Annotated in this window: 20 protein-coding genes; 9 read left to right on the top strand and 11 right to left on the bottom strand. The window is 62.5% G+C overall.

The genetic code is table 11. From position 1 onward, the window contains the following. Positions 1–26: 26 nt before the first annotated feature. A complete protein-coding gene (rpmE, locus tag Q8O69_RS04225; protein WP_275960444.1) occupies positions 27–242 on the bottom strand; it encodes a 50S ribosomal protein L31 in 216 nt (71 codons plus the stop codon). A gap of 156 nt (positions 243–398) precedes the next feature. Here rpmE and Q8O69_RS04230 point away from each other — a divergent pair, with 156 nt between their 5' ends. The 3 genes from Q8O69_RS04230 (at position 399) to Q8O69_RS04240 (ending at position 5,529) form a co-directional block, all read left to right on the top strand. Next, positions 399–2,618 (top strand): primosomal protein N', encoded by a 2,220-nt coding sequence (locus Q8O69_RS04230; protein WP_305589828.1) that lies wholly within the window; start codon positions 399–401, stop codon positions 2,616–2,618. Between the two features lie 235 nt (positions 2,619–2,853). Beyond that, a complete protein-coding gene (gene dbpA, locus Q8O69_RS04235; RefSeq protein ID WP_305589830.1) occupies positions 2,854–4,233 on the top strand; it encodes an ATP-dependent RNA helicase DbpA in 1,380 nt (459 codons plus the stop codon). A 60-nt stretch (positions 4,234–4,293) separates the two neighbouring features. Further along, positions 4,294–5,529, top strand: a complete 1,236-nt coding sequence (locus Q8O69_RS04240; protein ID WP_305589832.1) for a diguanylate cyclase domain-containing protein — start codon at positions 4,294–4,296, stop codon at positions 5,527–5,529. Between the two features lie 3 nt (positions 5,530–5,532). Here Q8O69_RS04240 and Q8O69_RS04245 read toward each other — a convergent pair whose 3' ends face one another. After that, positions 5,533–6,270, bottom strand: coding sequence for an ABC transporter substrate-binding protein (locus Q8O69_RS04245; RefSeq protein ID WP_305589834.1), 738 nt, complete (start codon positions 6,268–6,270; stop codon positions 5,533–5,535). Between the two features lie 139 nt (positions 6,271–6,409). Between Q8O69_RS04245 and Q8O69_RS04250 the strand changes: the two genes are divergently transcribed. Next, positions 6,410–6,973 carry a GNAT family N-acetyltransferase gene (locus tag Q8O69_RS04250; RefSeq protein WP_305589836.1) on the top strand — a complete coding sequence of 188 codons (564 nt, stop codon included), beginning with the start codon at positions 6,410–6,412 and terminating at the stop codon, positions 6,971–6,973. Positions 6,974–7,028: 55 nt separating this feature from the next. After that, complete coding sequence (locus tag Q8O69_RS04255) at positions 7,029–8,213, top strand: NAD(P)/FAD-dependent oxidoreductase (protein WP_305589838.1); 1,185 nt, start codon at positions 7,029–7,031, stop codon at positions 8,211–8,213. Between the two features lie 4 nt (positions 8,214–8,217). On the opposite strand, the gene Q8O69_RS04260 is transcribed toward Q8O69_RS04255, so the two are convergent. After that, entirely contained in the window at positions 8,218–8,994 is a 777-nt protein-coding gene (locus Q8O69_RS04260) for an ABC transporter substrate-binding protein (protein WP_305589840.1), read from the bottom strand. A gap of 171 nt (positions 8,995–9,165) precedes the next feature. Here Q8O69_RS04260 and yccS point away from each other — a divergent pair, with 171 nt between their 5' ends. Genes yccS through Q8O69_RS04275 form a run of 3 tightly spaced genes read left to right on the top strand, consistent with a single transcriptional unit; the run spans position 9,166 to position 12,086 of the window. Next, entirely contained in the window at positions 9,166–11,337 is a 2,172-nt protein-coding gene (gene yccS / locus Q8O69_RS04265; RefSeq protein ID WP_305589842.1) for a YccS family putative transporter, read from the top strand. After that, positions 11,334–11,816 (top strand): GreA/GreB family elongation factor, encoded by a 483-nt coding sequence (locus tag Q8O69_RS04270; RefSeq protein WP_305589844.1) that lies wholly within the window; start codon positions 11,334–11,336, stop codon positions 11,814–11,816. Before yccS ends, Q8O69_RS04270 begins: the two co-directional genes overlap by 4 nt. A gap of 36 nt (positions 11,817–11,852) precedes the next feature. Next, complete coding sequence (locus Q8O69_RS04275; protein ID WP_275960432.1) at positions 11,853–12,086, top strand: DUF2789 domain-containing protein; 234 nt, start codon at positions 11,853–11,855, stop codon at positions 12,084–12,086. Here the strand turns inward: Q8O69_RS04275 and Q8O69_RS04280 are convergent. The 3 genes from Q8O69_RS04280 to Q8O69_RS04290 all read right to left on the bottom strand — a co-directional run bounded on the left by Q8O69_RS04280 (position 12,069) and on the right by Q8O69_RS04290 (position 14,271). Beyond that, positions 12,069–12,593: a YgjP-like metallopeptidase domain-containing protein gene (locus Q8O69_RS04280; RefSeq protein ID WP_305589847.1), complete on the bottom strand. Its 525-nt coding sequence runs from the start codon at positions 12,591–12,593 to the stop codon at positions 12,069–12,071. The genes Q8O69_RS04275 and Q8O69_RS04280 overlap by 18 nt on opposite strands. Positions 12,594–12,683: 90 nt before the next feature. Then, positions 12,684–13,784, bottom strand: a complete 1,101-nt coding sequence (locus Q8O69_RS04285) for a PQQ-dependent sugar dehydrogenase (protein ID WP_305589849.1) — start codon at positions 13,782–13,784, stop codon at positions 12,684–12,686. 31 nt (positions 13,785–13,815) lie between these two features. Continuing rightward, positions 13,816–14,271: a hypothetical protein gene (locus Q8O69_RS04290; protein ID WP_305589851.1), complete on the bottom strand. Its 456-nt coding sequence runs from the start codon at positions 14,269–14,271 to the stop codon at positions 13,816–13,818. A 178-nt stretch (positions 14,272–14,449) separates the two neighbouring features. Between Q8O69_RS04290 and Q8O69_RS04295 the strand changes: the two genes are divergently transcribed. After that, positions 14,450–15,448: a carboxylesterase gene (locus Q8O69_RS04295; RefSeq protein ID WP_305589853.1), complete on the top strand. Its 999-nt coding sequence runs from the start codon at positions 14,450–14,452 to the stop codon at positions 15,446–15,448. 79 nt (positions 15,449–15,527) lie between these two features. Here the strand turns inward: Q8O69_RS04295 and Q8O69_RS04300 are convergent, their stop codons facing one another. The 5 genes from Q8O69_RS04300 to Q8O69_RS04320 all read right to left on the bottom strand — a co-directional run bounded on the left by Q8O69_RS04300 (position 15,528) and on the right by Q8O69_RS04320 (position 21,536). Further along, entirely contained in the window at positions 15,528–18,020 is a 2,493-nt protein-coding gene (locus tag Q8O69_RS04300; protein ID WP_305589855.1) for a collagenase, read from the bottom strand. Positions 18,021–18,209: 189 nt separating this feature from the next. Beyond that, a complete protein-coding gene (locus Q8O69_RS04305; RefSeq protein WP_305589856.1) occupies positions 18,210–18,647 on the bottom strand; it encodes a hypothetical protein in 438 nt (145 codons plus the stop codon). Between the two features lie 185 nt (positions 18,648–18,832). Next, positions 18,833–19,897 (bottom strand): class II fructose-bisphosphate aldolase, encoded by a 1,065-nt coding sequence (gene fba, locus Q8O69_RS04310; RefSeq protein ID WP_090250017.1) that lies wholly within the window; start codon positions 19,895–19,897, stop codon positions 18,833–18,835. Between the two features lie 110 nt (positions 19,898–20,007). Then, entirely contained in the window at positions 20,008–20,346 is a 339-nt protein-coding gene (locus Q8O69_RS04315) for an MliC family protein (RefSeq protein ID WP_305589857.1), read from the bottom strand. A 26-nt stretch (positions 20,347–20,372) separates the two neighbouring features. Further along, on the bottom strand, positions 20,373–21,536 hold the full coding sequence (locus Q8O69_RS04320) for a phosphoglycerate kinase (RefSeq protein ID WP_305589859.1): 1,164 nt from the start codon (positions 21,534–21,536) through the stop codon (positions 20,373–20,375). Positions 21,537–21,539: the final 3 nt, after the last annotated feature.

Consider the following 21,539-nt stretch of genomic DNA (forward strand, 5'->3'; position numbering starts at 1 on the left):
GTGGGTCTGCGTCGCTGCGCGCAAGCTTACTGCTTGGCGCCGAACATGCCGAAACGCTGTTTGAAGCGATCAACACGGCCGCCGGTATCCAGCATTTTCTGCTTGCCGGTGTAGAACGGGTGGCACTCGTTGCACACGTCCAGGCTCAGTGGCTTGGCCAGGGTGGAGCGAGTTTCGATCACGTTGCCACAGCTGCAGGTGGCGGTGATGGCTACATAGTTCGGATGGATATCGGCTTTCATGGTGATTCCTCAGGGCTGTCGTGCCGCCACCAGACACTATTGTCAGGTACCGCACGGAATTAGGCCGGCGATAATACCAGAGCGCCGCAGCGACGCAAGGCCGGCCGTCGACTGGCTGCATGCTAAGATCGCGCCCTGCAACCTGGAGCCTATCGATTGCCCGACGTCATTCTGCGCCTCGCCCTGCCCTCGCCGCTGCGCCGCCTGTTCGACTACCGTGCCCCGCCCGGTGTGCCGCGCAGTGCTCTGCAGCCAGGCGCACGGCTGCGCGTGCCGTTTGGCCGGCGCGAGATGATCGGCATCCTGATCGAGGTGAGCGAGCACAGCGAAGTCCCGGCCGACAAACTCAAGCCCGCCCTGCAACTGCTCGACGCCCAATCGCCGCTGCCGCCGGCACTGTTCAAGCTGTGTCTGTGGACCGCGCAGTATTACCAGCACAGCCTCGGCGACACCCTGAGCTGGGCGCTGCCGGTGCTGCTGCGCCAGGGCGAACCGGCGGAAGTACGCCAGCAGCGCTTCTGGTCGGTCACTGAAGGCGCACAGTTCGATGATCCACGCCTGAGCCGCGCGCCGCGCCAGCGTGATGCGCTGAAAACCCTGGCCCAGCACCCCCACGGCGTCGCCCATCCGCTGCTAAGCAAACTGCAGCTGAACAAGGACAGCCTCGACCTGCTACTGGAAAAGGGCCTGGTCAAGGTCGAAGTGCGCCGCCATGCGCCGAGTGAGCGTCACGCCAACTGGCTGGCGCAGCCAGAACTGCCGCTGAATGCCGAACAGCGCGCGGCCAGCGAGGCGATCCGTTCGGGCTTTGGTAGCTTCAACGCCTTTCTCCTGGCGGGGGTCACCGGTAGCGGCAAGACCGAGGTGTACCTGCAGCTGATCCGCGAAACCCTGGAGGCCGGCAAGCAGGCCCTGGTGCTAATCCCGGAGATCAACCTCGGCCCGCAGACCCTGGCGCGCTTCGAGCAGCGCTTCAATGCGCGCATCGCCCTGCTGCATTCGGCGGTGAATGACCGCGAGCGCCTGGACGCTTGGCTGGCGGCGCGCGATGGCGAGGCCGATATCATCATCGGCACCCGCTCGGCGCTGTTCACCCCCATGCAACGGCCGGGGCTGATCATCATCGATGAAGAACACGACGCCTCCTATAAACAGCAGGAAGGCCTGCGCTACCACGCCCGCGACCTGGCAGTGGTGCGCGCCCATCAGGAAAACATCCCGATTGTCCTCGGCTCGGCCACGCCCTCGCTGGAAAGCCTGCACAACGCCCACAACGGCCGCTACGCCCTGCTGCACCTGCGCGAGCGCGCCGGCGGTGCCAAGCAGCCGCGTTTTCTGCGCCTGGATGTAAAAAGCCGGCCGCTGGATTCCGGCATCTCCGGGCCCATGCAGCAGGCTATCGGCCAAACCCTGCAAGCCGGCCAGCAAGTACTGGTATTCCTCAACCGCCGCGGCTTCGCCCCGACCCTGCTCTGCCACGACTGCGGCTGGCTGTCGGAATGTCCGCGTTGCGACGCACGCATGACCGTGCACCAGCGCTCGCGCGAGCTGCGTTGCCACCACTGCGGCCACGTCGAGCGCCAGCCGAGCAACTGCCCGAAATGCAACAACGTCGACCTGCGCCCGGTCGGTGCCGGCACCGAGCGCGCCGAAGAACGCCTGGAGATTCTCTTCCCAGGCGTACCGGTATTGCGCGTCGACCGCGACAGCACCTCGCGCAAAGAAGCCATGACCACCCTGTTCAATACCGTGCAGCGCGGCGAGCCGTGCATCCTGGTCGGCACGCAGATGCTCGCCAAGGGTCACCACTTCCCGCGCGTAACCCTGGTGGCGATCCTGGATGCCGATGGCGGGCTGTTTTCCGCCGATTTTCGCGCCAGCGAGCGCATGGCCCAACTGATTGTGCAGGTCGCCGGTCGCGCAGGACGCGCCGAAGAGCCGGGCAAAGTGATTATCCAGAGCCACCTGGCCGACCATCCTTTATTGGTACAGCTGACCGAGCAGGGCTATTTCGCCTTCGCCGAACAGGCCCTCAGCGAACGGCGCAGCGCTGGCCTGCCGCCGTTCTGCCACCTCGCTCTGCTGCGCGCCGAAGCGCACAAGCCAGGCCAGGCCGAAGGCTTTCTCGACGACGCCTGCAGCGAAGCCGAGCTGTTGTTGAATGAACTGAAACTCAGCGGCATTGAGCTGCTCGGCCCGGTCCCCGCACCGATGGAACGCCGCGCCGGCCGCTACCGCGCCCAGCTGCTGGTGCAGGCCAACGCCCGCGCACCGCTGCACCGCCTGCTCAATACCTGGATGCACGCTTTGGAGCAGATGCCCAGCGGCCGCGCCGTGCGTTGGTCGTTAGACGTCGACCCGATCGACCTGTTCTAGAACCTTTTTACGATCTGCTGCGCGTCGGCCCTGCTGCGTTAAAAACAGGCTCGGAATGCTCATTTACACCAGTAAACTCCGCTTCCTCGCCTGTTTTTGCCTTGCATGGCTCTAGCTCGCGAGATCGTAAATAAGGTTCTAAGCCGCGCCAGCCCACGACCGGCCGCCTGTTAGAGCCAAGCCGAAGCGCACAGCCTGTTACACTGCACGCCATTCCGTTTAGCAGGCCTGTACCGTGACCAACACCGCTTTCTCTTCTCTGCCGCTTTCCGCCGCCATGTTGGCGAACCTCGAGTCCCTCGGTTACACCGAGATGACCCCGATCCAGGCGCAGAGCCTGCCGGTAATGCTCAAAGGCATGGACCTGATTGCCCAGGCCAAGACCGGCAGCGGCAAGACCGCGGCCTTCGGCATCGGCCTGCTCAACCCGCTCAACCCGCGCTTCTTTGGCTGTCAGGCACTGGTGCTGTGCCCGACTCGCGAGCTGGCCGACCAGGTCGCCAAAGAGCTGCGCCGCCTGGCGCGCTCGGCTGACAACATCAAGATTCTTACCCTGTGCGGCGGCGTGCCATTCGGTCCGCAGATCGGCTCGCTGGAGCACGGCGCGCAGATCATCGTCGGCACCCCGGGGCGCATCCAGCAGCACCTGAGCAAGGGCACCCTCAAGCTCGATGGCCTGAATACCTTGGTACTCGATGAAGCCGACCGCATGCTCGACATGGGCTTCTACGACAGCATCGCCGAAATCATCAGCCAGACCCCAACGCGCCGGCAGACCCTGCTGTTCTCCGCCACCTACCCAGCCGGGATCAAGCAGCTGTCTGCGACCTTTATGCGCGACCCGCAGCAGGTCAAGGCCGATGCCCTGCACGACGACACGCAGATCGAGCAGCGCTTCTACGAGATCGCCCCGGAAGAGCGCATGGACGCAGTGGTCAAGTTGCTCAACAGCTACCGCCCACAGTCCTGCGTGGCCTTCTGTTTTACCAAGCAGCAGTGCCAGGAAGTGGTCGACCACCTCACCGCCAAAGGCATCTCGGCTGCCGCGCTGAACGGTGACCTGGAGCAACGTGACCGTGATCAAGTACTGGCAATGTTCGCCAATCGCAGCTTGTCGGTACTGGTAGCCACCGATGTGGCCGCACGCGGTCTGGATATCGATGCGCTGGACATGGTGATCAACGTCGAACTGGCGCGCGACTCGGAAATTCACATTCACCGCGTCGGCCGTACCGGTCGTGCCGGTGAAAAGGGCCTGGCCATGAGCCTGGTTGCCCCGGCCGAAGGCCATCGCGCCCAGGCTATCGAAACCCTGCAAAGGGCGCCGCTCAACTGGCACCCGCTGAGCAGCCTGAAGCACCAGGGCGGCGCGCCGTTACAGCCACCGATGATTACCCTGTGCATCGGCGCCGGACGCAAAGACAAACTACGCCCCGGCGATATTCTCGGCGCCCTGACTGGCGCGGCTGGCATTCCTGGCGCGCAGGTCGGCAAGATCGCCATCTTCGACTTTCAGGCTTACGTGGCCGTTGAGCGCGTCGTGGCCATGCAGGCACTCAAATGCCTCAGTGAAGGCAAGATCAAGGGCCGCTCGCTGCGTATTCGTACCCTATAGTTGCCGCATAAGCTAAACAGACGGCCGCAGTGACGCGGCCAGCGACAGAGGAGTATCCCCTTGCGCAATATTCTGGTGATCGAAGACAGCCCGCTGGTGCTGAAAATTCTCGAACATCTGTTTCGCAAGGAGAGCGGTTTTCAGCCGATCTTCTGCGCCTCCATGGGCGAAGCCCAGGTGATGCTGGAAACCTCCGCCGAGCTGTTCTTCGCCGCCATCGTCGACCTCAACCTGCCGGACGCCCCGGACGGCGAGATCGTCGATGTGGTGATGAGCTATCACCTGCCCTGCATCGTGCTCAGCGGCACCTACAACGAGCAGCGCCGCGACCAGATGCTGCTCAAGGGCGTGGTCGATTACGTGCTCAAGGAAAGCCAGCACTCCTACGAGTACGCCTTCCGTCTGCTGCACCGCCTGGAAAGCAACAGCGAGGTGAAGATCCTCATCGCCGAGGATTCCGACGCCACCCGCCACTACATCCGCCACGTGCTGACCCCACATCGCTACCAGATTATGGAAGCCTGCGACGGCGACGAAGCCCTGCGCACTCTCAAGGAACAACCGGATATCGACCTGCTGGTAGTCGACCACAGCATGCCCGGGCTCAGCGGTTTCGAGCTGGTCAAACTGCTGCGGCAGAAGATGAAACGCCACGAGCTGATCATTCTCGGCCTGTCTGCCGACACCAAGGGCTCGCTTAGCGCCAAATTTATCAAGCACGGCGCCGACGACTTTCTGCGCAAACCCTTCTGCCCGGAAGAACTCAACTGCCGGGTGATGTCGACCCTGGAGCGCCGCGACCTGCTGCGCGCGCTCAAGCAGGCCGCGCAGTTCGATGCCCTGACCGGGCTGAACAACCGCCGCGCGTTTTATGAGCACGGCCAGCAATTGTTCCAGCAGGCACGCTCGGGCGGCCGCGACCTCAGCGTGGCGATGCTCGACCTGGATTTCTTCAAGCGGATCAACGACGAACACGGCCACGCCAGCGGCGACGCAGCACTGATCGCCTTCTCCCGCGCATTTTCTGCCGCATTCCCCGATGCCCTGCTCGGCCGTCTGGGTGGCGAAGAGTTCGCCATGGTCAGCCAGCAGGATGCCGCGACCCTCAGCGACACCCTCGACCAACTGCGTACACACTGCGCCAGCCTGAAATACGCCATCGGCGCACCGCCGCTGTCGTTCAGCGCCGGCATCTACCACGGTGCCCCCGATGACCTGGAAAGCCTGCTGCACCAGGCCGACCTGCGCCTGTATCAGGCCAAGAACCAGGGCCGCGGCCGCAACTGCTGGCAGTAGCCGCTACAAACCATGGCGCTGAAAAATCTGCGCATAGCTGCCATCGGCGCGCATCTCCTCAATCGCCTTGTTGAAGGCATCGGCAATCTGCTGATGCTGCGGGTGTTTGCGGCTGACCAGAATATGCAGGCCGTTCTCACTTAACGGCTGCGGCAGAAACTCCAGCTGATTACGAATTCCGGCCAGGCTGCGGCTCAGGTGATAGCGCGCCACCAGCTCGTCCTCCAGGGTCAGCTGCACCCGCCGCGCCTGCAGCATACGCGCGCCCACTTCAAAGCCGACCACGCCGACCTTGGTCAGCCGGCTGTCCTGATCAAACTCGCTGGAATAGGCATAACCGCGCACCACGGCAATGCTGTAGGGGTACAGGTCGGGCAACTGGGTGAATTTGATCTGGCTGCCCTTGCGCTGCAGAAACCGCACGCGGTTGATCAGGTAGGGCTGTGAGTAATGGCCAAAAACCGCGCGTTCGTCGGTGTACCAGGCGTTGATCAGCACATCATAGATTTCCTGCTGCAACCCCCGCACCGCACGCTCCCACGGCACCTGCACATAGCTGGTGGTGTAACCGGCGCGAGTCAGCGCGGTGGTCACCAGGTCGGAGGACACTCCGTTGTTCAGCAGCGTCTGGTCATTGAATGGCGGCCAAGGGTCCGCCACCAACCGCAAGGTCTCTGCAGCATGGCCATACAGAGGCGCCAACAGCGCCCACGACAGCAGGCAGGCACGCAGTCCATTCATCAACGGCGGTTCCAGAGGAAGCGGAAAACTAATCCTAGCTGCCACAACGCTTTTTAACAGCGCATTCATAGCCGCGAACACGCCGAACGCTATTCTGTGCGCACAACAACCCAATACGGCACACAAGGAGTTCTGCCGCATGACGCAACGACCCCTACGTATTTACGAGGCCACGCATGCTGATTTAGAGGTTTTGCAGCGCATCGGCTGCGAGACCTACCGTGAGCATTTCAGTGAAATCTGGACAGACGCAGGGATGCAGCGCTTTCTTTCCGACGATTTCTCAAGCGAGAACCTAGCCAGCTCACTCGCGGCTACAGAACAGCATCTGTGGTTACTGGCCGAGGACGAGGCTGGTAACACTCAAGGCTTTGCCAAACTTAACTGGAACAGCCCCATGCCTTTGGACAGTAAAGTGGGCGTAGAACTGCAGAAAATCTACCTGCTCAAGTCCGCGACCGGCAAAGGCTATGGCGAGCAGTTACTGCGGGTTATCTGTGAACGTGTGCTGGCACGACAACAACAGCTGCTGTGGCTGGATGTTCTAAAGAGTAATCGCGCGGCACAGGCCTTCTATACACGGTTTGGTTTTCGCAGCTGTGGCGAAATCCCATTCAACACTGACCTGTTCGAGATCGACATGCAGGTAATGGCCTACGACCTCAGGTCCCGCCGGCAAGCGCACCCGACAACTTGCAGTTAAGATGCGCGCTGTTTTGCGCCCGCCATGGCGCACGTCGCAGGTTGAGGAAATAGCTGTGCTTACACCCCAGGTCGTGATTATCGGAGCCGGTGCCGCCGGGCTTATGTGCGCGCTGACGGCTGCCGCGCGCGGGCGTCAGGTGCTGTTGCTGGATCACGCCAACAAGGCCGGCAAGAAAATCCTGATGTCCGGCGGTGGGCGCTGCAATTTCACCAATATGTACTGTGAGCCGAGCAACTTTCTCTCGGAAAACCCGCATTTCTGCAAGTCGGCCCTGGCGCGCTACACCCAGTGGGATTTTATCGGCCTGGTGGCCAAGCACGGCGTGCCCTACCACGAGAAGAAACTCGGCCAGCTGTTCTGCGATAACAAGGCCAGCGACATCCTCGGCCTGCTGCTAAGCGAGTGTGATGAAGCCGGCGTTGAGCTGCGACTGGACACCTCGGTGAGCGAAATCAGCAAACTGGACAGCGGCTACCAGCTGCAGACCAGTGCTGGCGCGGTGCGCTGCGAATCACTGGTGATCGCCACCGGCGGCCTGTCGATCCCGACCCTCGGCGCCAGCGGCTTTGGTTATCAGGTGGCCAAGCAGTTCGGCCATGAGCTGCTGCCGACCCGTGCCGGTCTGGTGCCTTTCACCCTCACCGACCCGCAGCTCAAGGCGCTGTGCACCGAACTGTCCGGCACCTCGGTAGAAGACTGCGTGGTGAGCTGCAATGGGCAGAGCTTCAAGGAAAATATCCTGTTTACCCACCGTGGTTTAAGCGGCCCGGCGATTCTGCAGATTTCCTCATTCTGGCAACCTGGGGACGCCATCAGCATCAACCTATTACCGCATATCGACCTGCCCGGGTGGCTGGAGCAGCAACAACGCGAGCGCCCTAACAGCGAGCTGAAAACCCTGCTCGCCGAGCTGTTTACCAAGAAGATGGCCGGCCTGCTGGCGGACAACTGGTTCGCCTCCAAACCGATGAAGCAGTACACCCACGCCGAACTCAAGGCGATTGCCGAGCAGCTCGGCAACTGGCAACTGGTGCCGGCCGGCACCGAGGGTTACCGAACCGCCGAGGTTACCCTGGGTGGCGTCGATACCCGCGAGGTGTCGTCTAAAACCATGGAGTCGCTGAAATCGCCAGGGCTGTATTTTGTTGGCGAAGTGCTGGATGTGACGGGGCATCTGGGCGGCTTCAACTTCCAGTGGGCCTGGGCTTCGGGTTACGCCGCCGCGCAATACGTCTGACCTTTCAGGGCGCCGGGGCAGGCTCAAGCGGCGGCAACGGCTCACCCGGCAGCCACTTCTGATGGATCGCGGCAAAGCTGCCGTCGCGTTTCATGCTGTCGAGTTCGCGCTGCCAGCGGGCGATCAAGGCGTCATCGGTCTGCTGGGAAAAGGCGATATAGCTGTCGCTATGCATAAAGTTGAACAACAGCTGCACTTCATCGGCCTGGATATCACCCTGCGCCAGCAGCGCATTGAGGCTGAGGTTATCCAGCACCATCAGCTTGACCCGCCCGCGCTTGAGCATGCTCACCACCTGCGCCGGCCCGGTGACCGGGGTGAGGTTGCTGAAGCCCTCGGCCAGCAGGCGCTGGTGGCTGTACCAATCGCGCGGCACGGCAATTTCGCCGTACTCGCGGGCTTCCTCTAAACGGCTGATCGACAGAAAGGAGCGGCGCAGCGCGTAGAAGCTGGTGACGTTGCGGGTAATCGGCCCGACCCATTTGAACAGCTGTTCACGCTCACGGGTGCGCATGGTCACGAACAGCCCGGTATTGGCACGGGTCAGAGCCTGCTGATAACCGCGCGCCCAGGGCACCACAGTAATCGGCGCGCTCTGCCCGGTGCGCTGCATGATGGCCTGCACCACCTCGGTGGCCAGCCCTGTCGGTTTGCCATCTTCGCTGAAGTTGATCGGTGGGTATTCTTCGGTGTACAGGCGCAGCGGCTGGGCCTGTAGGCTCACACACAACAAGCTGGCAAGCAGCAGCGAGAGCAATCCACGCACACAGGTGTACAACACGGCAGATGCCTCGCGAATGAGCGGATAGATTTAGCGTAGCCCGGCCGCAGTGATTCACCTCACACAACCGATCAGCGCGACATTTTAATCGGCCCGAGCAGCGCTTGCTGCTGCCAAGTCGACACAGACTCCGTTAGGCTGCTACCTGTTACGGTTGATCAAGGTCGGGCCATGCCGTCCACTGCGCTGCGCCACTCGCTTCGTCGTCTCTGGGCTCAGGACAAATTCAGCTACAGCCTGCGGGTGTTTATCGCCCTGAGCGGGGCGTTGCTGCTGTGCTGGTCGCAGGGCTGGATGCATGCGCTGATCCCGCTGTTTCTTGGGGTCATCGCCAGTGCCCTGGCGGAAACCGACGACAGCTGGCAAGGCCGCGTGATGGCACTGCTGGTGACCCTCGGCTGCTTCAGTGTGGCGGCCTATGCGGTGGAGTTTCTCTTTCCCTACCCCTGGCTGTTTGTCTGCGCCTTGGCGCTGTCGAGCTTTGCCCTGACCATGCTCGGCGCCCTCGGCGAACGCTACGCCACCCTCGGCGCGGCCACGCTGATTCTCGCGGTGTACAGCATGATCGGCGTAGAGCAGCGCGGCGGCGCGGCGGGCCTCTGGCAGGAGCCATTGCTGCTGGTGGCGGGCGCAGCCTGGTATGGCCTGCTGTCGGTGCTGTGGAATGCGCTGTTTGCCAACCAGCCGGTGCAGCACAGCCTGGCGCGGCTGTTTCGTGAGCTGGGCCAGTACCTCAAGCTCAAGGCGGCGCTGTTCGAACCACTGCGCCAGCTGGATGTGGAGGAACGCCGCCTGGCCCTGGCCAAGCAGAATGGCCGGGTGGTGGCGGCGCTGAATGCGGCCAAGGAAATCATCCTGCACCGGGTCGGTAATGGCCGGCCCGGGCCGAAGGTCAGTCGCTACCTGAAACTGTACTTTCTCGCTCAGGACATTCACGAGCGCGCCAGTTCCTCGCACTACCCCTACAACGAGCTGGCCGAGGCGTTCTTCCACAGCGACGTGCTGTTTCGCTGCCAGCGCCTGCTGCGCCTGCATGGCGAAGCCTGCCAGCGGCTGGCCCAGGCCATCGAGCTGCGCCAGCCATTCGAATACCGTGAGCTGTGCCGCCAGGCGCTGGATGACCTGCATGACTCCCTCGAACACCTGCGCGTACAGAGCAATCCGGCCTGGCGCCACCTGCTGCGCTCGCTCGGCGCGCTGGCCGGTAACCTGCGCAGCCTGGATACGCTACTGGGCAACGCCAGTAACCCCGACGCCATGGCCGAGCAGCAGGACAGCAGCCTGCTCGACCGCGAACCGCAGTCGCTCAAGGATGTCTGGGAACGCCTGCGCCTGCAGCTGACGCCAACCTCGCTGCTGTTTCGCCACGCCCTGCGCCTGTCGCTGGCACTGGCCGCCGGGTACGGCATGCTGCACTGGATTCACCCGACCCAGGGCTACTGGATTCTGCTGACCACCCTGTTCGTCTGCCAGCCGAACTACGGCGCGACCCGGCTCAAGCTGGTGCAGCGCATCAGCGGCACGGTGCTCGGCCTGCTGCTGGGTTGGGCGCTGTTCGACCTGTTCCCCAACCCGCTGGTGCAGGCGCTGTTCGCCGTGGTCGCCGGGGTGGTGTTCTTCGCCCTGCGTAGCAGCCGCTACACCCTGGCCACCGCCGCCATCACCCTGCTGGTGCTGTTCTGCTTCAACCAGGTCGGCGATGGCTACGGGCTGTTTATTCCGCGGCTGGTCGACACCCTGCTCGGCAGCCTGATTGCCGGCCTGGCGGTGCTGCTGATCCTGCCGGACTGGCAGGGCCGCCGCCTGAATCGCCTGCTCGCCAGCACCCTGAGTTGCAATAGCCGCTACCTGCAACAGATCATTGCCCAGTACGCCAGCGGCAAGCGCGACGACCTGGCCTATCGTCTGGCCCGGCGCAACGCACACAACGCCGACGCCACGCTGTCGACCACCCTGGGCAATATGCTGATGGAGCCGGGGCACTTCCGTAAGGAGGCAGATATCGGCTTCCGCTTTCTGGTGCTCTCGCACACCCTCCTGAGCTACCTCTCGGGCCTTGGCGCGCACCGTGGCGAAACCAGCCTGAGCGGCAGCGATAATCCGCTGCTGAGCAGCGCCAGCCAGTTGGCCAGCAGCCTGGAAGAGATTGCCAGCTGCCTCAACGAGGAGCGCCCGGTGGCCATCCACAGTGACACTGAAGAGCAACTAGCCGCCGAGTTTGAACAACTCAGCGACGATCTGGACGACCAACAACGCTTGCTGCAAACCCAGCTGGCGCTGATCTGCCGCCAGCTCGGGCCACTGCGCACCCTGGCCGCGCACTTACTGAAGAAGCAAACATGAACAAACCCCAGCTGCTGCAACAGGTAATCGCCCGCCTCGAAGATGACCTACTGCAGGCCCAGCAGGCGGCGCTGACCGCCTATGAAACGGCGACCCACGAAGAAAACATCGCCGAAAACAAATACGACACCCTGGGCCTGGAAGCTTCCTACCTGGCCACCGGGCAGGCACGCCGCGCGGCCGCCATTCGCCAGACCCTGGCAAACTGGAAGCAGCTGGTATTACGCACCTTTGACCCACAGCAGGGCATTCAACTCGGCGCATTGATTGAGCTAAGCGACGACCAAGACCGCCGCCAATGCCTGTTCCTCGGCCCCGACGGCGCAGCAATGAAACTGCAGCAGGATGGCCAGACCGTGCAGGTGATCGGCCCGCAAGCGCCGCTAGGGCAAGTGCTGCTCGGCAAGACCATTGGCGACGAAGTGACCCTGCGTGTGGCCAGTGGCGTGCAACTGTTGGAGATTCTGTCGGTCGACTAAAGGGCTATCAGCCGATAGCTTTCAGGGGAGACCGCTATGCAAGCCAACGTCCAAGAGCTCGAAACACTGTTCCAGCAACTGGGTCTCGACCATGACCAGGAAAGCATCGACCGCTTTATCAAGCGCCACTCGCCCCTGCCGGAAGACTGCCGCTTAGCCGATGCGCCATTCTGGGACACCGCCCAAGCCGACTTTCTGCGCCAACAGCTACTGGCCGACGCCGAATGGGCCGAGGTGGTGGATCAGCTCAACCTACTGCTGCGGGGCTGACAGCTCGCCGAGCGAGCCGGGCAGTTCGCGCCAGGTCAGGTAAACCCGCAGATCGAACTCCAGTTGGTGGTAGCCCGGCAGCATGTATTCACAGAGTTTGTAGAAGGCCTTGTTATGCTCGGCCTCCTTCAAATGCGCCAGCTCGTGCACCACGATCATCTGTAAAAACTCCGGCGCGGCCTCGCGAAACAGCGAGGCCACGCGGATTTCCTTCTTCGCCTTGAGCTTGCCGCCCTGCACCCGCGAGATCGCCGTATGCAGGCCCAGGGCGCGGTGGGTCAGGTCGAGGCGATTGTCGTAGAGCACCTTGTCGATGGCTGGAGCATTGCGCAGGTGCTCCTGCTTGAGGCCCTGGATATAGGCGTACAGCGCCTTGTCACTCTGAATCCCGTGCTTGCCGCTGTAGGACCGCGCCAGATAATCGCCCAGGCGCTGCTCGGCGATCAGCTGGCGGATCTTGTCTTGCAGCTGGGCCGGGTAGCCTTGCAGGTATTTAAGCGGGGTCATGGTCGAAGTAACGCGGCACGATAAGGCCGTGAATTATGCCGCAAGCCGCACGCGCCAGGGGGCGGCTTGTAGCGCCACTCAGCGGCGCGGTTACTGGCTTGGCACCACCCGCAGCAACCGACCATCGGCACTGTCGGTGAGCAGATACAGCGCGCCATCCGGCCCCACGCGCACGTCACGGATACGTTCTTCCAACTCTTCGAACAGCACTTCTTCGCCGGCCAGCTTGCCGTCCTGCAGACGAATGCGGCGCACGCTGCGCTCGGCCAGGGTCGAGGCAAACAGGTCGCCCTGCCACTCTGGGAACAGCGCGCCGCGGTACAGGGTCAGGCTCGACGGCGCCACCGATGGCGTCCATTGCAACAAGGGCTGCTGCAGGCCGGGCAGCTCGGTGTAAGGCGAGATTTGCGCACCGGTGTAATCGACGCCAAAGGTGATCAGCGGCCAGCCATAGTTGTTGCCGGGTTCGATCAGGTTCAGCTCATCGCCGCCGCGCGGACCGTGCTCGTGGCTGTACAGGCGCTGCAGCTGGTTGTCGTAGACGATGCCCTGCACGTTGCGATGGCCCAGGCTGTAGATCTCCGCGGCGGCGCCGGCCTGGCCTACGAGCGGGTTGTCCTTGGGAATGCTGCCGTCGCGGTTGAGGCGCACAATCTTGCCGATATGGTTGCTCGGGTCCTGGGCCTGCTCACGCAGGTCAAAGCCATCGCCCAGGGTCAGCACCAGGCTGTTATCCGGCAGCCAGGCCATGCGCCCACCATAGTGCGCGGCACCCGCTTTGGCCGGCTGCGCGCTGAACAGCACCTGCAGATCCTGCAATTGGCCATCGACCAGCCGCGCCTTGCTCAGGCGGGTGTTGTTGGCCTGGGCGGTGCCGTAGGCGTAGCTCAGATACAGCTGCTGATTGCTGGCGAACTCGGGGTCGAGCAGCACCTCCATCAACCCGGCCTGGGCGGCGACAAAGCCCTCGGGCACGCCACCGACCGGCTGCGGATTAAGACTGCCGTCCGGCTCGATGATGCGCAGGCGACCGACTCGCTCGGTCACCAGCATGCGCCCATCCGGCAGAAAGGCCAGCGACCAGGGGTGCTCCAGGCCTGCGGTCACGGTTTCGATGCGGTAATCCATGGCGTGCGCCAGGCTGCTGCCAAGCAGACCAAGCAACAACAGAGCGCGGGAGGTATTCAGCATGGTTCGGGCCTTTTGCTCACAGAGGAATCAATCAGGATTGTGCAGGCGACGAGCGCCGCGCCAGCACGGCAAATAGCAGCGCGCCCAGGCTGCCGCAGGCCATCAGCCCGAGGGTGCCGGCCAGCGTGCGGTTGGCGCCGATCAGCGTCGGCATCGGCAGCAGCGCGTTGGCCAGCGCCATCGCCGCCAGCACCGCGATTGCTCCGGCCAGGGCAAACAGCAACCAGCGGCCTGTTGGCCAGACGCGCGCCAGGCCGCTCGCCACCGGCAAGGCAAAGATAAATCCGAGGATCACCAGCACCGCGAAGGTCGGGCTAAAGCCCAGCAGGTCCAGGCAGGTGGTGTGCACCCGCACGCCAAGCGGCATGGGCGCGCCGAGCGCTTGCAGGTTGGCCAGATTGAACTGAGTCTGCAGCACGGTGCCCAGCACACTCGCCAGCAGCACAGCCAGAAAGAAGTACAGCAGGGTGCGCAATTTGCTCGGCATGCGGGCGGACTTCCAGAGACGACAGTGGCCCGAGTATGGACCAGCGCGCCGTGCGGCATGTACTCGGTGTTTTACATGGTTTTACCAAGCCCACAAATGGGCGATAGGCGCAGCCACAGCGCTGTAGCAGAATGCCAGCAGCCATCCTGCCGACAACAACCCACACAAGAACCGCACGATGAAAAAAGCCCTGTCCTTCTGCGCCCTGACGCTTGCGCTATTCGCCGTAGTGTTCAGCTTCGGTCCCGTGCCACCGGTCGACACACAACTGAGCTCGGCCCAGCTGCCTGCCGACCTCAACCGTTATCTGGCCGAGAGCGAAGCGCGCTACCCGGACATTACCCCCGGCGCGGAAAAAACCATCGTCTGGGCCCACCCGGATCAACGCCAGACTGACCTGGCAATCATCTATCTGCATGGCTACTCAGCCACCCGCCAGGAAACCGCGCCGCTAAGTGAACAACTGGCCGAGCAGCTGGGCGCCAACCTGTTCTACACCCGCCTGAGCGGTCATGGCCGCAGCGGTGCGGCGATGGCCGAAGCCAGCGTGCACGACTGGCTGCAGGACAGTCAGGAAGCCCTGCGAATCGGCCAGCGCCTGGGCAAGCAGGTGCTGGTGATCGGCACATCCACCGGCGCCACACTCGCCACCTGGCTGGCGTTACAGAGCGATAACCCGCAGGTGCTGGCCTATATCATGGTGTCGCCAAACTTCGCCCCCAAAGACCCGGCCGCGACCGTATTGACCTGGCCCTGGGCCAAGCATTTCGTGCCGCTGCTGCTGGGCCCAGAGCATCACTGGCAGCCGCGCAACCCGCAGCAGGCGCGCTACTGGAGCCACCGCTACCCGGTGCAGGCGCTGCTGCCGATGATGGCGCTGGTGAAATACGTACGCGAGCAGCCGCTGGAGCAGATCAGCACGCCGATTCTCACGCTCTATTCGCAGGACGATCAGGTGGTCAGCGCCCCCGCCATCGAGGCCGCCTTCGCTCGCTTCGGCTCACCGCACAAGCAGCTGATTGCCCTCAAGGACACCCAGGACCCATCGCACCATGTGCTGGCTGGCGAGATTCTTTCGCCAAGCGACACCGCGCGAGTAAACCTGGCGATCATGCAGTTTCTAAAAGCTTTGCCGGGTCTGCCGTCAATATCGATGCGCAACGCAGCCACGCAATAAGCGGCCCATAAAAAATGCTCGCATCCAAGGATACGAGCATTGATTAGCGAGCAAAGCGTGGCTTTAGGCCAGCCGTACCTCAGTCACGCGGTGGACGGGCCAGGCTTGCACGCGTGTCCAGCTGACGCTGATGCACCGTGGCATGCTCCGGCATGCCCTGCACCTCACTCAGCTGCGCCGCACTACGGGGTTGTTGCAGCCAGTTGGCAAGTAGCTGGTCGCGCCACTGCGGGTACTGGGCACCGTGCAGCCGGTTCAGCTCATCCAGCCCCTGCCGGTAGGCGCCCAGGTCATTACGGCGCAGGTGTGCGGCCAAGGCCAAATGGCGGGCTGGATCACGCTCCTGCAGGTAGCGATGCAGGGTGTAGGACCAGTGATAGACCATGCTGCTGCCACTCTCGTAACTCAGCTTGGTGATCGCCTCAAGGCTCGGGCGCTGGCCAGCAGCCACTCGGCTGATGTCATTCATGCCACGCTCGAAATGGCTTCCCCAGGCCAGGTATTCCGCCAAGCCTTCCGCCCACCAGGTGGTCAGATTCAGCGGGTAGTGGCCAAACGCGCCGTATTGATTGAAGCGACCGTCCAGGTAGTGGACGTACTCATGGTTCAAGTTCCACACCTGCCCCGCCTGCACATAAGCGAAGAAGCGCGCCTGATTGCCCGCCAGCCAAGGGCTGCCTTCCAGGTACATGCCGCCATTGTCGGTGCTGAAGCCATACAGCAGCCCGCCGAACTTCTGGTACTGCTCGCGGCTGGAGAAAATCACCAATTCCAACGCCGCGTTGAGGTCATCGGCAACCGGCGTCCAGTTGGTTTGCATGATGCGATGGAAGTCCTGCTCCTGCTTGCCCAGGCTCTGGCAGATTTCCAGCATTTGCGTCTGGCTCAATGGTTGTGAGCGCACCTTAAGCGTAGGACCGCAGACGTGCGTTTGTGGCAACACCTGAGCAATTTCGAACTTGTAGCACAACCCGTTGAACAGGCTGCTACATGCACCATCGACATCTGCTCGGTAGGCGTAGTCCACGTAATAGCTGCGGAAGTTGCTCTTCAGCTCCAGATCATCCAGCACCCCTTGTCCGAGATGCGCCTGCATCACCTGCCGTACCGCACGGTTGCTGCCCTCACGCCAGACGCCATCACTCAACTGGGCAAGTTTGCCCAAGGCCTCAATGGCGTTCATCACGATAAAACCATCGCGATTGAGCCACAGCGCATTGCGGCTGCTGGCCAGTTGGGCGATCGCGTCTGGAAAGCGGCTGTCCTGGATCAACGCGCTGCGCAATGCGCCTTCGGCCCAGCCAAAACGGTCAAACAGGTTCAAAGTCTCGAATACTGCATCACCGTAACTGCGCTCCTTGCTCAGCTGCGCGGTACTGCTGAAATGCTGCAGTAGCGCCTGCAAACGCGGCAGGTGCCGCACGATGCCGGCACTGGCTTGCGGCGTGGCCATCAGCGCACCAAGACCGACGACATAACCTTCGATCACCTCACCCGAGGCTTTCTGGTAGGTCAGCAATTCACGCATGTTCGACACCTGGAACAGTGCGTGCTCCAGCATGCTCAACTGCGCCGCAGTGGCCTTACTGAAACCCAGGAAGTAGTTATAGGCACGCACGTAGTACAACAGCTTGTTCAGGTCAGGGTCCTGAATCTGTTGCTGGCGGGCCAGGAAGTCGATGGCGGCCAATACCGCCTCCAGACGTCCAGCCTTGGCATGCTGGAAATGCTCAACGAAGAACTCGTTCTCCAGCACCTCACGGACCATTGGCGAGAAATCCGCTTTGCTCCGCAGCGAAGGGTCCAGCGGCGGCAGGGTCGGCTGCACCGGCGGTTGCGGCGTAACCGGCGGCTCTATCGGGGGCTGCACCGGTGGTGTAACGGGAGGTGTAACCGGCGGCTGTGGCTGTGCCCCGCTACGCAGCTGCAGACGAACCTGAGTAATACCAGAATGGGCATGCTTGCTGTCCCTGATCTGGTAGCTGAAGCTGTCCTCGGCGTTCTGCTCACGATAGGCCCGATAGCTGTAGCGCCCGGTTTTACCATCCAGCTTGAGGCTGCCCAGGCGTGGGTAATCAATGATGCTGAACGTCAACGGGTCGCGGTCCGCATCCCGCCCCAACAGAGTCGCTTCAAACAGCGTATTGGTACTCACCGCCAGAACCTGGCTGGTCGCCTCTGGCGCACGATTACCGGCGCTGCCGTCTGCAGGCAACAGGTTAAGCTGCACCACGGCAGGTACCGACCAGCTCTTGCCATCGGTAGCGCGGTATTCGAATTCGTCGTAATGGCCAGGGGCGCTGGCAGTCGGCTGATACTCATAACGCCCAGTGTTCCAATCCAGCTGAATACGGCCGTACTTGGGCTGCTTGGTAATGGCAAACGTGATCCGATCGCCTTGCGCATCGCGCGCCCAGATCCAGCTGGCATTCACCTTACCCGCGGCGATGTGCTCACTGTGCCCCCGCACTTCAGGGGCCTGGTTAACCTCAGCAAGCGCCGCGCTCAGTGGCGTCAAAGCCAGGATTAGTGCGCAGGCGTGCAGGTCTTTTCTGATTATTTTTCTGAACATAGCGTCATCATCTTGATGAATAGTAAGGGGCGCGGATTCTATCCAGCCCCCTACCGTGAAGACGCCAATCACCGCACGTTGCCTGCAACTTAGCCGACTTTTACTGGTTAAATCCCGAATTTGCGCAACTGATCGCAAGGCAAGTGCCAACTCGTTCGTACCGCAAACCCTCAATGCATCTACCTGGGATTACTGCGCCTGATCAACACAGGACCGAGCGTCGACATGAAAATCACAGGATTGCCCACGCAGATAACTGCGGTAGATCTGCAACAGCTGCGCGGCCGTCAGGCGACAGGTCTGCGCCCGGCACTGCGCATTAAAGGCAAAGGCGCTCTGCTCGGCCTCGGCCAGACGGATATATAGCGCCGGCCAGTCAGTGGCGGGCGCATCGGTCGGGGTAAACAGCAAGCGTCCGTCACGCTGCACCAGCGGCGCGCCGGCTGCGGCGTAGTCGAAGACAAACAGCAGCGTGCGCGAGGTCTTGGTCGTGCACTCGGCGCGGCTATCACAGTGCTGCGGATCGCTCGCCACAACCATGGCGGCTGGCGGCTCGCTAACCGGCGGCTGACTTGTACAGCCGGCCAATGCGGTGAGTCCGACTAACAGCGCGATCAACCTCATCATAGAGTCCTCCTGGATAACAAAAAGCCCCGCATCGGCGGGGCTCTAAGTACAAATTACGCACGATCTTGCGAGCTAGAGCGATACAAGGCGAAAGCAGCCGAGGAAGCGGAGTGTACGAGTTGTACATGAGCATTCCGAGGCTGCTTTCAACGCCGTAGCGCCGACGCGCAGCTGATCGTCTGGGGTTAGTTGACCTTGGCGGCCAGCTCACCTTTTGCATAACGCTGGAACATGCCTTCCAGGGAGATCGGCTTGATCTTCGAGGCGTTGCCGGCGGTGCCGAAGGCTTCGTAACGGGCGATGCAGATGTCGCGCATGGCGGTGACGGTGGCGCCGAAGAACTTGCGCGGGTCGAACTCGCTCGGGTTCTCAGCCATCAGGCGACGCATCGCGCCAGTGGAGGCCAGACGCAGGTCGGTGTCGATGTTGACCTTACGCACGCCGTACTTGATGCCTTCAACGATTTCTTCAACCGGCACGCCGTAGGTTTCTTTGATGTCACCGCCGTACTGGTTGATGATCGCCAGCCACTCTTGCGGCACCGACGAGGAACCGTGCATCACCAAGTGGGTGTTGGGGATGCGCTTGTGGATTTCCTTGATGCGGTCGATGGCGAGGATGTCGCCGGTGGGCGGCTTGGTGAACTTGTAGGCACCGTGGCTGGTGCCGATGGCGATTGCCAGGGCATCGACCTGGGTGCGCTTGACGAAGTCGGCGGCTTCTTCCGGGTCGGTGAGCATCTGGCTGTGATCGAGCACGCCTTCAGCGCCCACGCCGTCTTCTTCGCCGGCCATGCCGGTTTCCAGGCTGCCCAGACAACCCAACTCACCTTCCACCGATACGCCGCAGGCGTGAGCGAAGGCCACGGTCTGCTGAGTAACACGCACGTTGTAGTCGTAGTCGGCCGGGGTCTTGCCGTCTTCTTTCAGCGAGCCGTCCATCATCACTGAGCTGAAGCCCAGCTGGATCGAGCGCTGGCAAACGTCCGGGCTGGTGCCGTGGTCCTGGTGCATGCACACCGGGATATGCGGGAATTCTTCGATGGCCGCCAGGATCAGGTGACGCAGAAACGGCGCGCCGGCGTATTTACGGGCGCCAGCGGAAGCCTGGACGATCACCGGCGAGTCGGTCTTGTCGGCCGCTTCCATGATCGCGCGCATCTGCTCGAGGTTGTTGACGTTGAAGGCCGGCACGCCGTAGCCGAATTCGGCGGCGTGGTCGAGCATCTGGCGCATGCTGATAAGTGCCATGGTGTTCTTTCTCCCGGTGGGGCTCGTTAATCGTGCAAGCCTGCCGCAGGGGCAGGCGCTATTCAAGTCATTCAGACCGGGGGTGAGCCCGGCCTGTATTCAAGTCGTTGTCAGGGTGCCTTGCAGCCACGGCCGATCAGGTCATCCTTGGCCGTCCAGTAGACCAGCCCTTCTTCGCCCTTGGTGTGAAAGGACAACATGCCGTCGCTATACAGCACACCCGAGCCGGATGGCTCCTGAGTCAGGCGATAGACAATATCGCCGCCGCCCAGGCGCACATCAACGGACTCACGGCTGCTGTCGGCAAAACGCCAGAGCACTTCGGTTTGACTGTCGCACACCCAGCGCGTCCAGTTATCCGACGGTGCCGGCTGGCTGGCGCAGGCGCCAAGCAGGCTGAGCAACGTCAGCAGCGTGGTTCTTTTCAGCAGCGTGGTTCTTTTCAGCATCGTGGCTCGCTCCCTGATCAGGCTGTTCACGCTTTAGCGCGCTGTTCCAACACTTCTACGGCCGGCAACACCTTGCCCTCGACGAACTCGAGGAAGGCGCCGCCACCGGTGGAGATATAGCTGATCTGCGCGCCAACGCCGTATTTGTCGATGGCGGCCAGGGTGTCACCACCGCCGGCGATGGAGAACGCCGGGCTTTCAGCGATGGCCTGGGCCAGCACTTTGGTGCCGTTGCCGAACTGGTCGAATTCAAACACGCCGACCGGGCCGTTCCACAGGATGGTCTTCGACGACTTCAGCAGCTCGGCGAACTGCGCAGCGGTCTGCGGGCCGATATCCAGAATCATGTCGTCTTCAGCCACATCAGCCACCAGCTTGACGGTGGCTTCCGCGTCTTCGGCGAAGGCCTTGGCGACGACCACGTCGACCGGCAACGGCACGCTGACCTTGGCCGCGATGGCTTTGGCGGTATCCACCAGATCGGCCTCATACAGCGACTTGCCCACCGGGAAGCCGGCGGCCGCGAGGAAGGTGTTGGCGATACCGCCGCCGACGATCAACTGGTCACAGATCTGGCTCAGGCTATTAAGCACATCGAGTTTGGTCGACACCTTGGAGCCGGCAACGATCGCGGCCATTGGCTTGGCCGGGTTACCCAGTGCCTTGCCCAGCGCATCCAGCTCGGCCGCCAGCAACGGGCCGGCGCAGGCAACCTTGGCGAACTTGGCCACGCCATGGGTCGAACCCTCGGCGCGGTGAGCGGTGCCGAAGGCGTCCATGACGAACACGTCGCACAGGGCGGCGTATTGCTGAGCCAGCTCGTCAGCGTTCTTTTTCTCGCCCTTGTTAAAGCGCACGTTCTCAAACAGCACGATCTCACCGGCCTTGAGCTCAACGCCGTTCAGGTAATCCGCCACCAGCGGCACGTCGCGGCCCAGGGCCTTGCTCAGGTAGGCGGCGACAGGCGCCAGGCTGTTCTCTGCGCTGAACTCGCCTTCAGTCGGACGCCCCAGGTGCGAGCAGACCATGACCGCTGCGCCCTTCTCCAGCGCCAGTTTGATAGTCGGCAGGGAGGCGAGGATGCGCGCGTCGCTCTTCACCACGCCGTCTTTTACCGGCACGTTGAGGTCTTCGCGGATCAGCACGCGCTTACCAGCGAGGTCGAGGTCGGTCATCTTCAGAACGGTCATGTA

Origin of the sequence: Pseudomonas sp. (genome assembly GCF_030690725.1) — a bacterium.
Taxonomy (GTDB): Bacteria; Pseudomonadota; Gammaproteobacteria; order Pseudomonadales; family Pseudomonadaceae; genus Aquipseudomonas.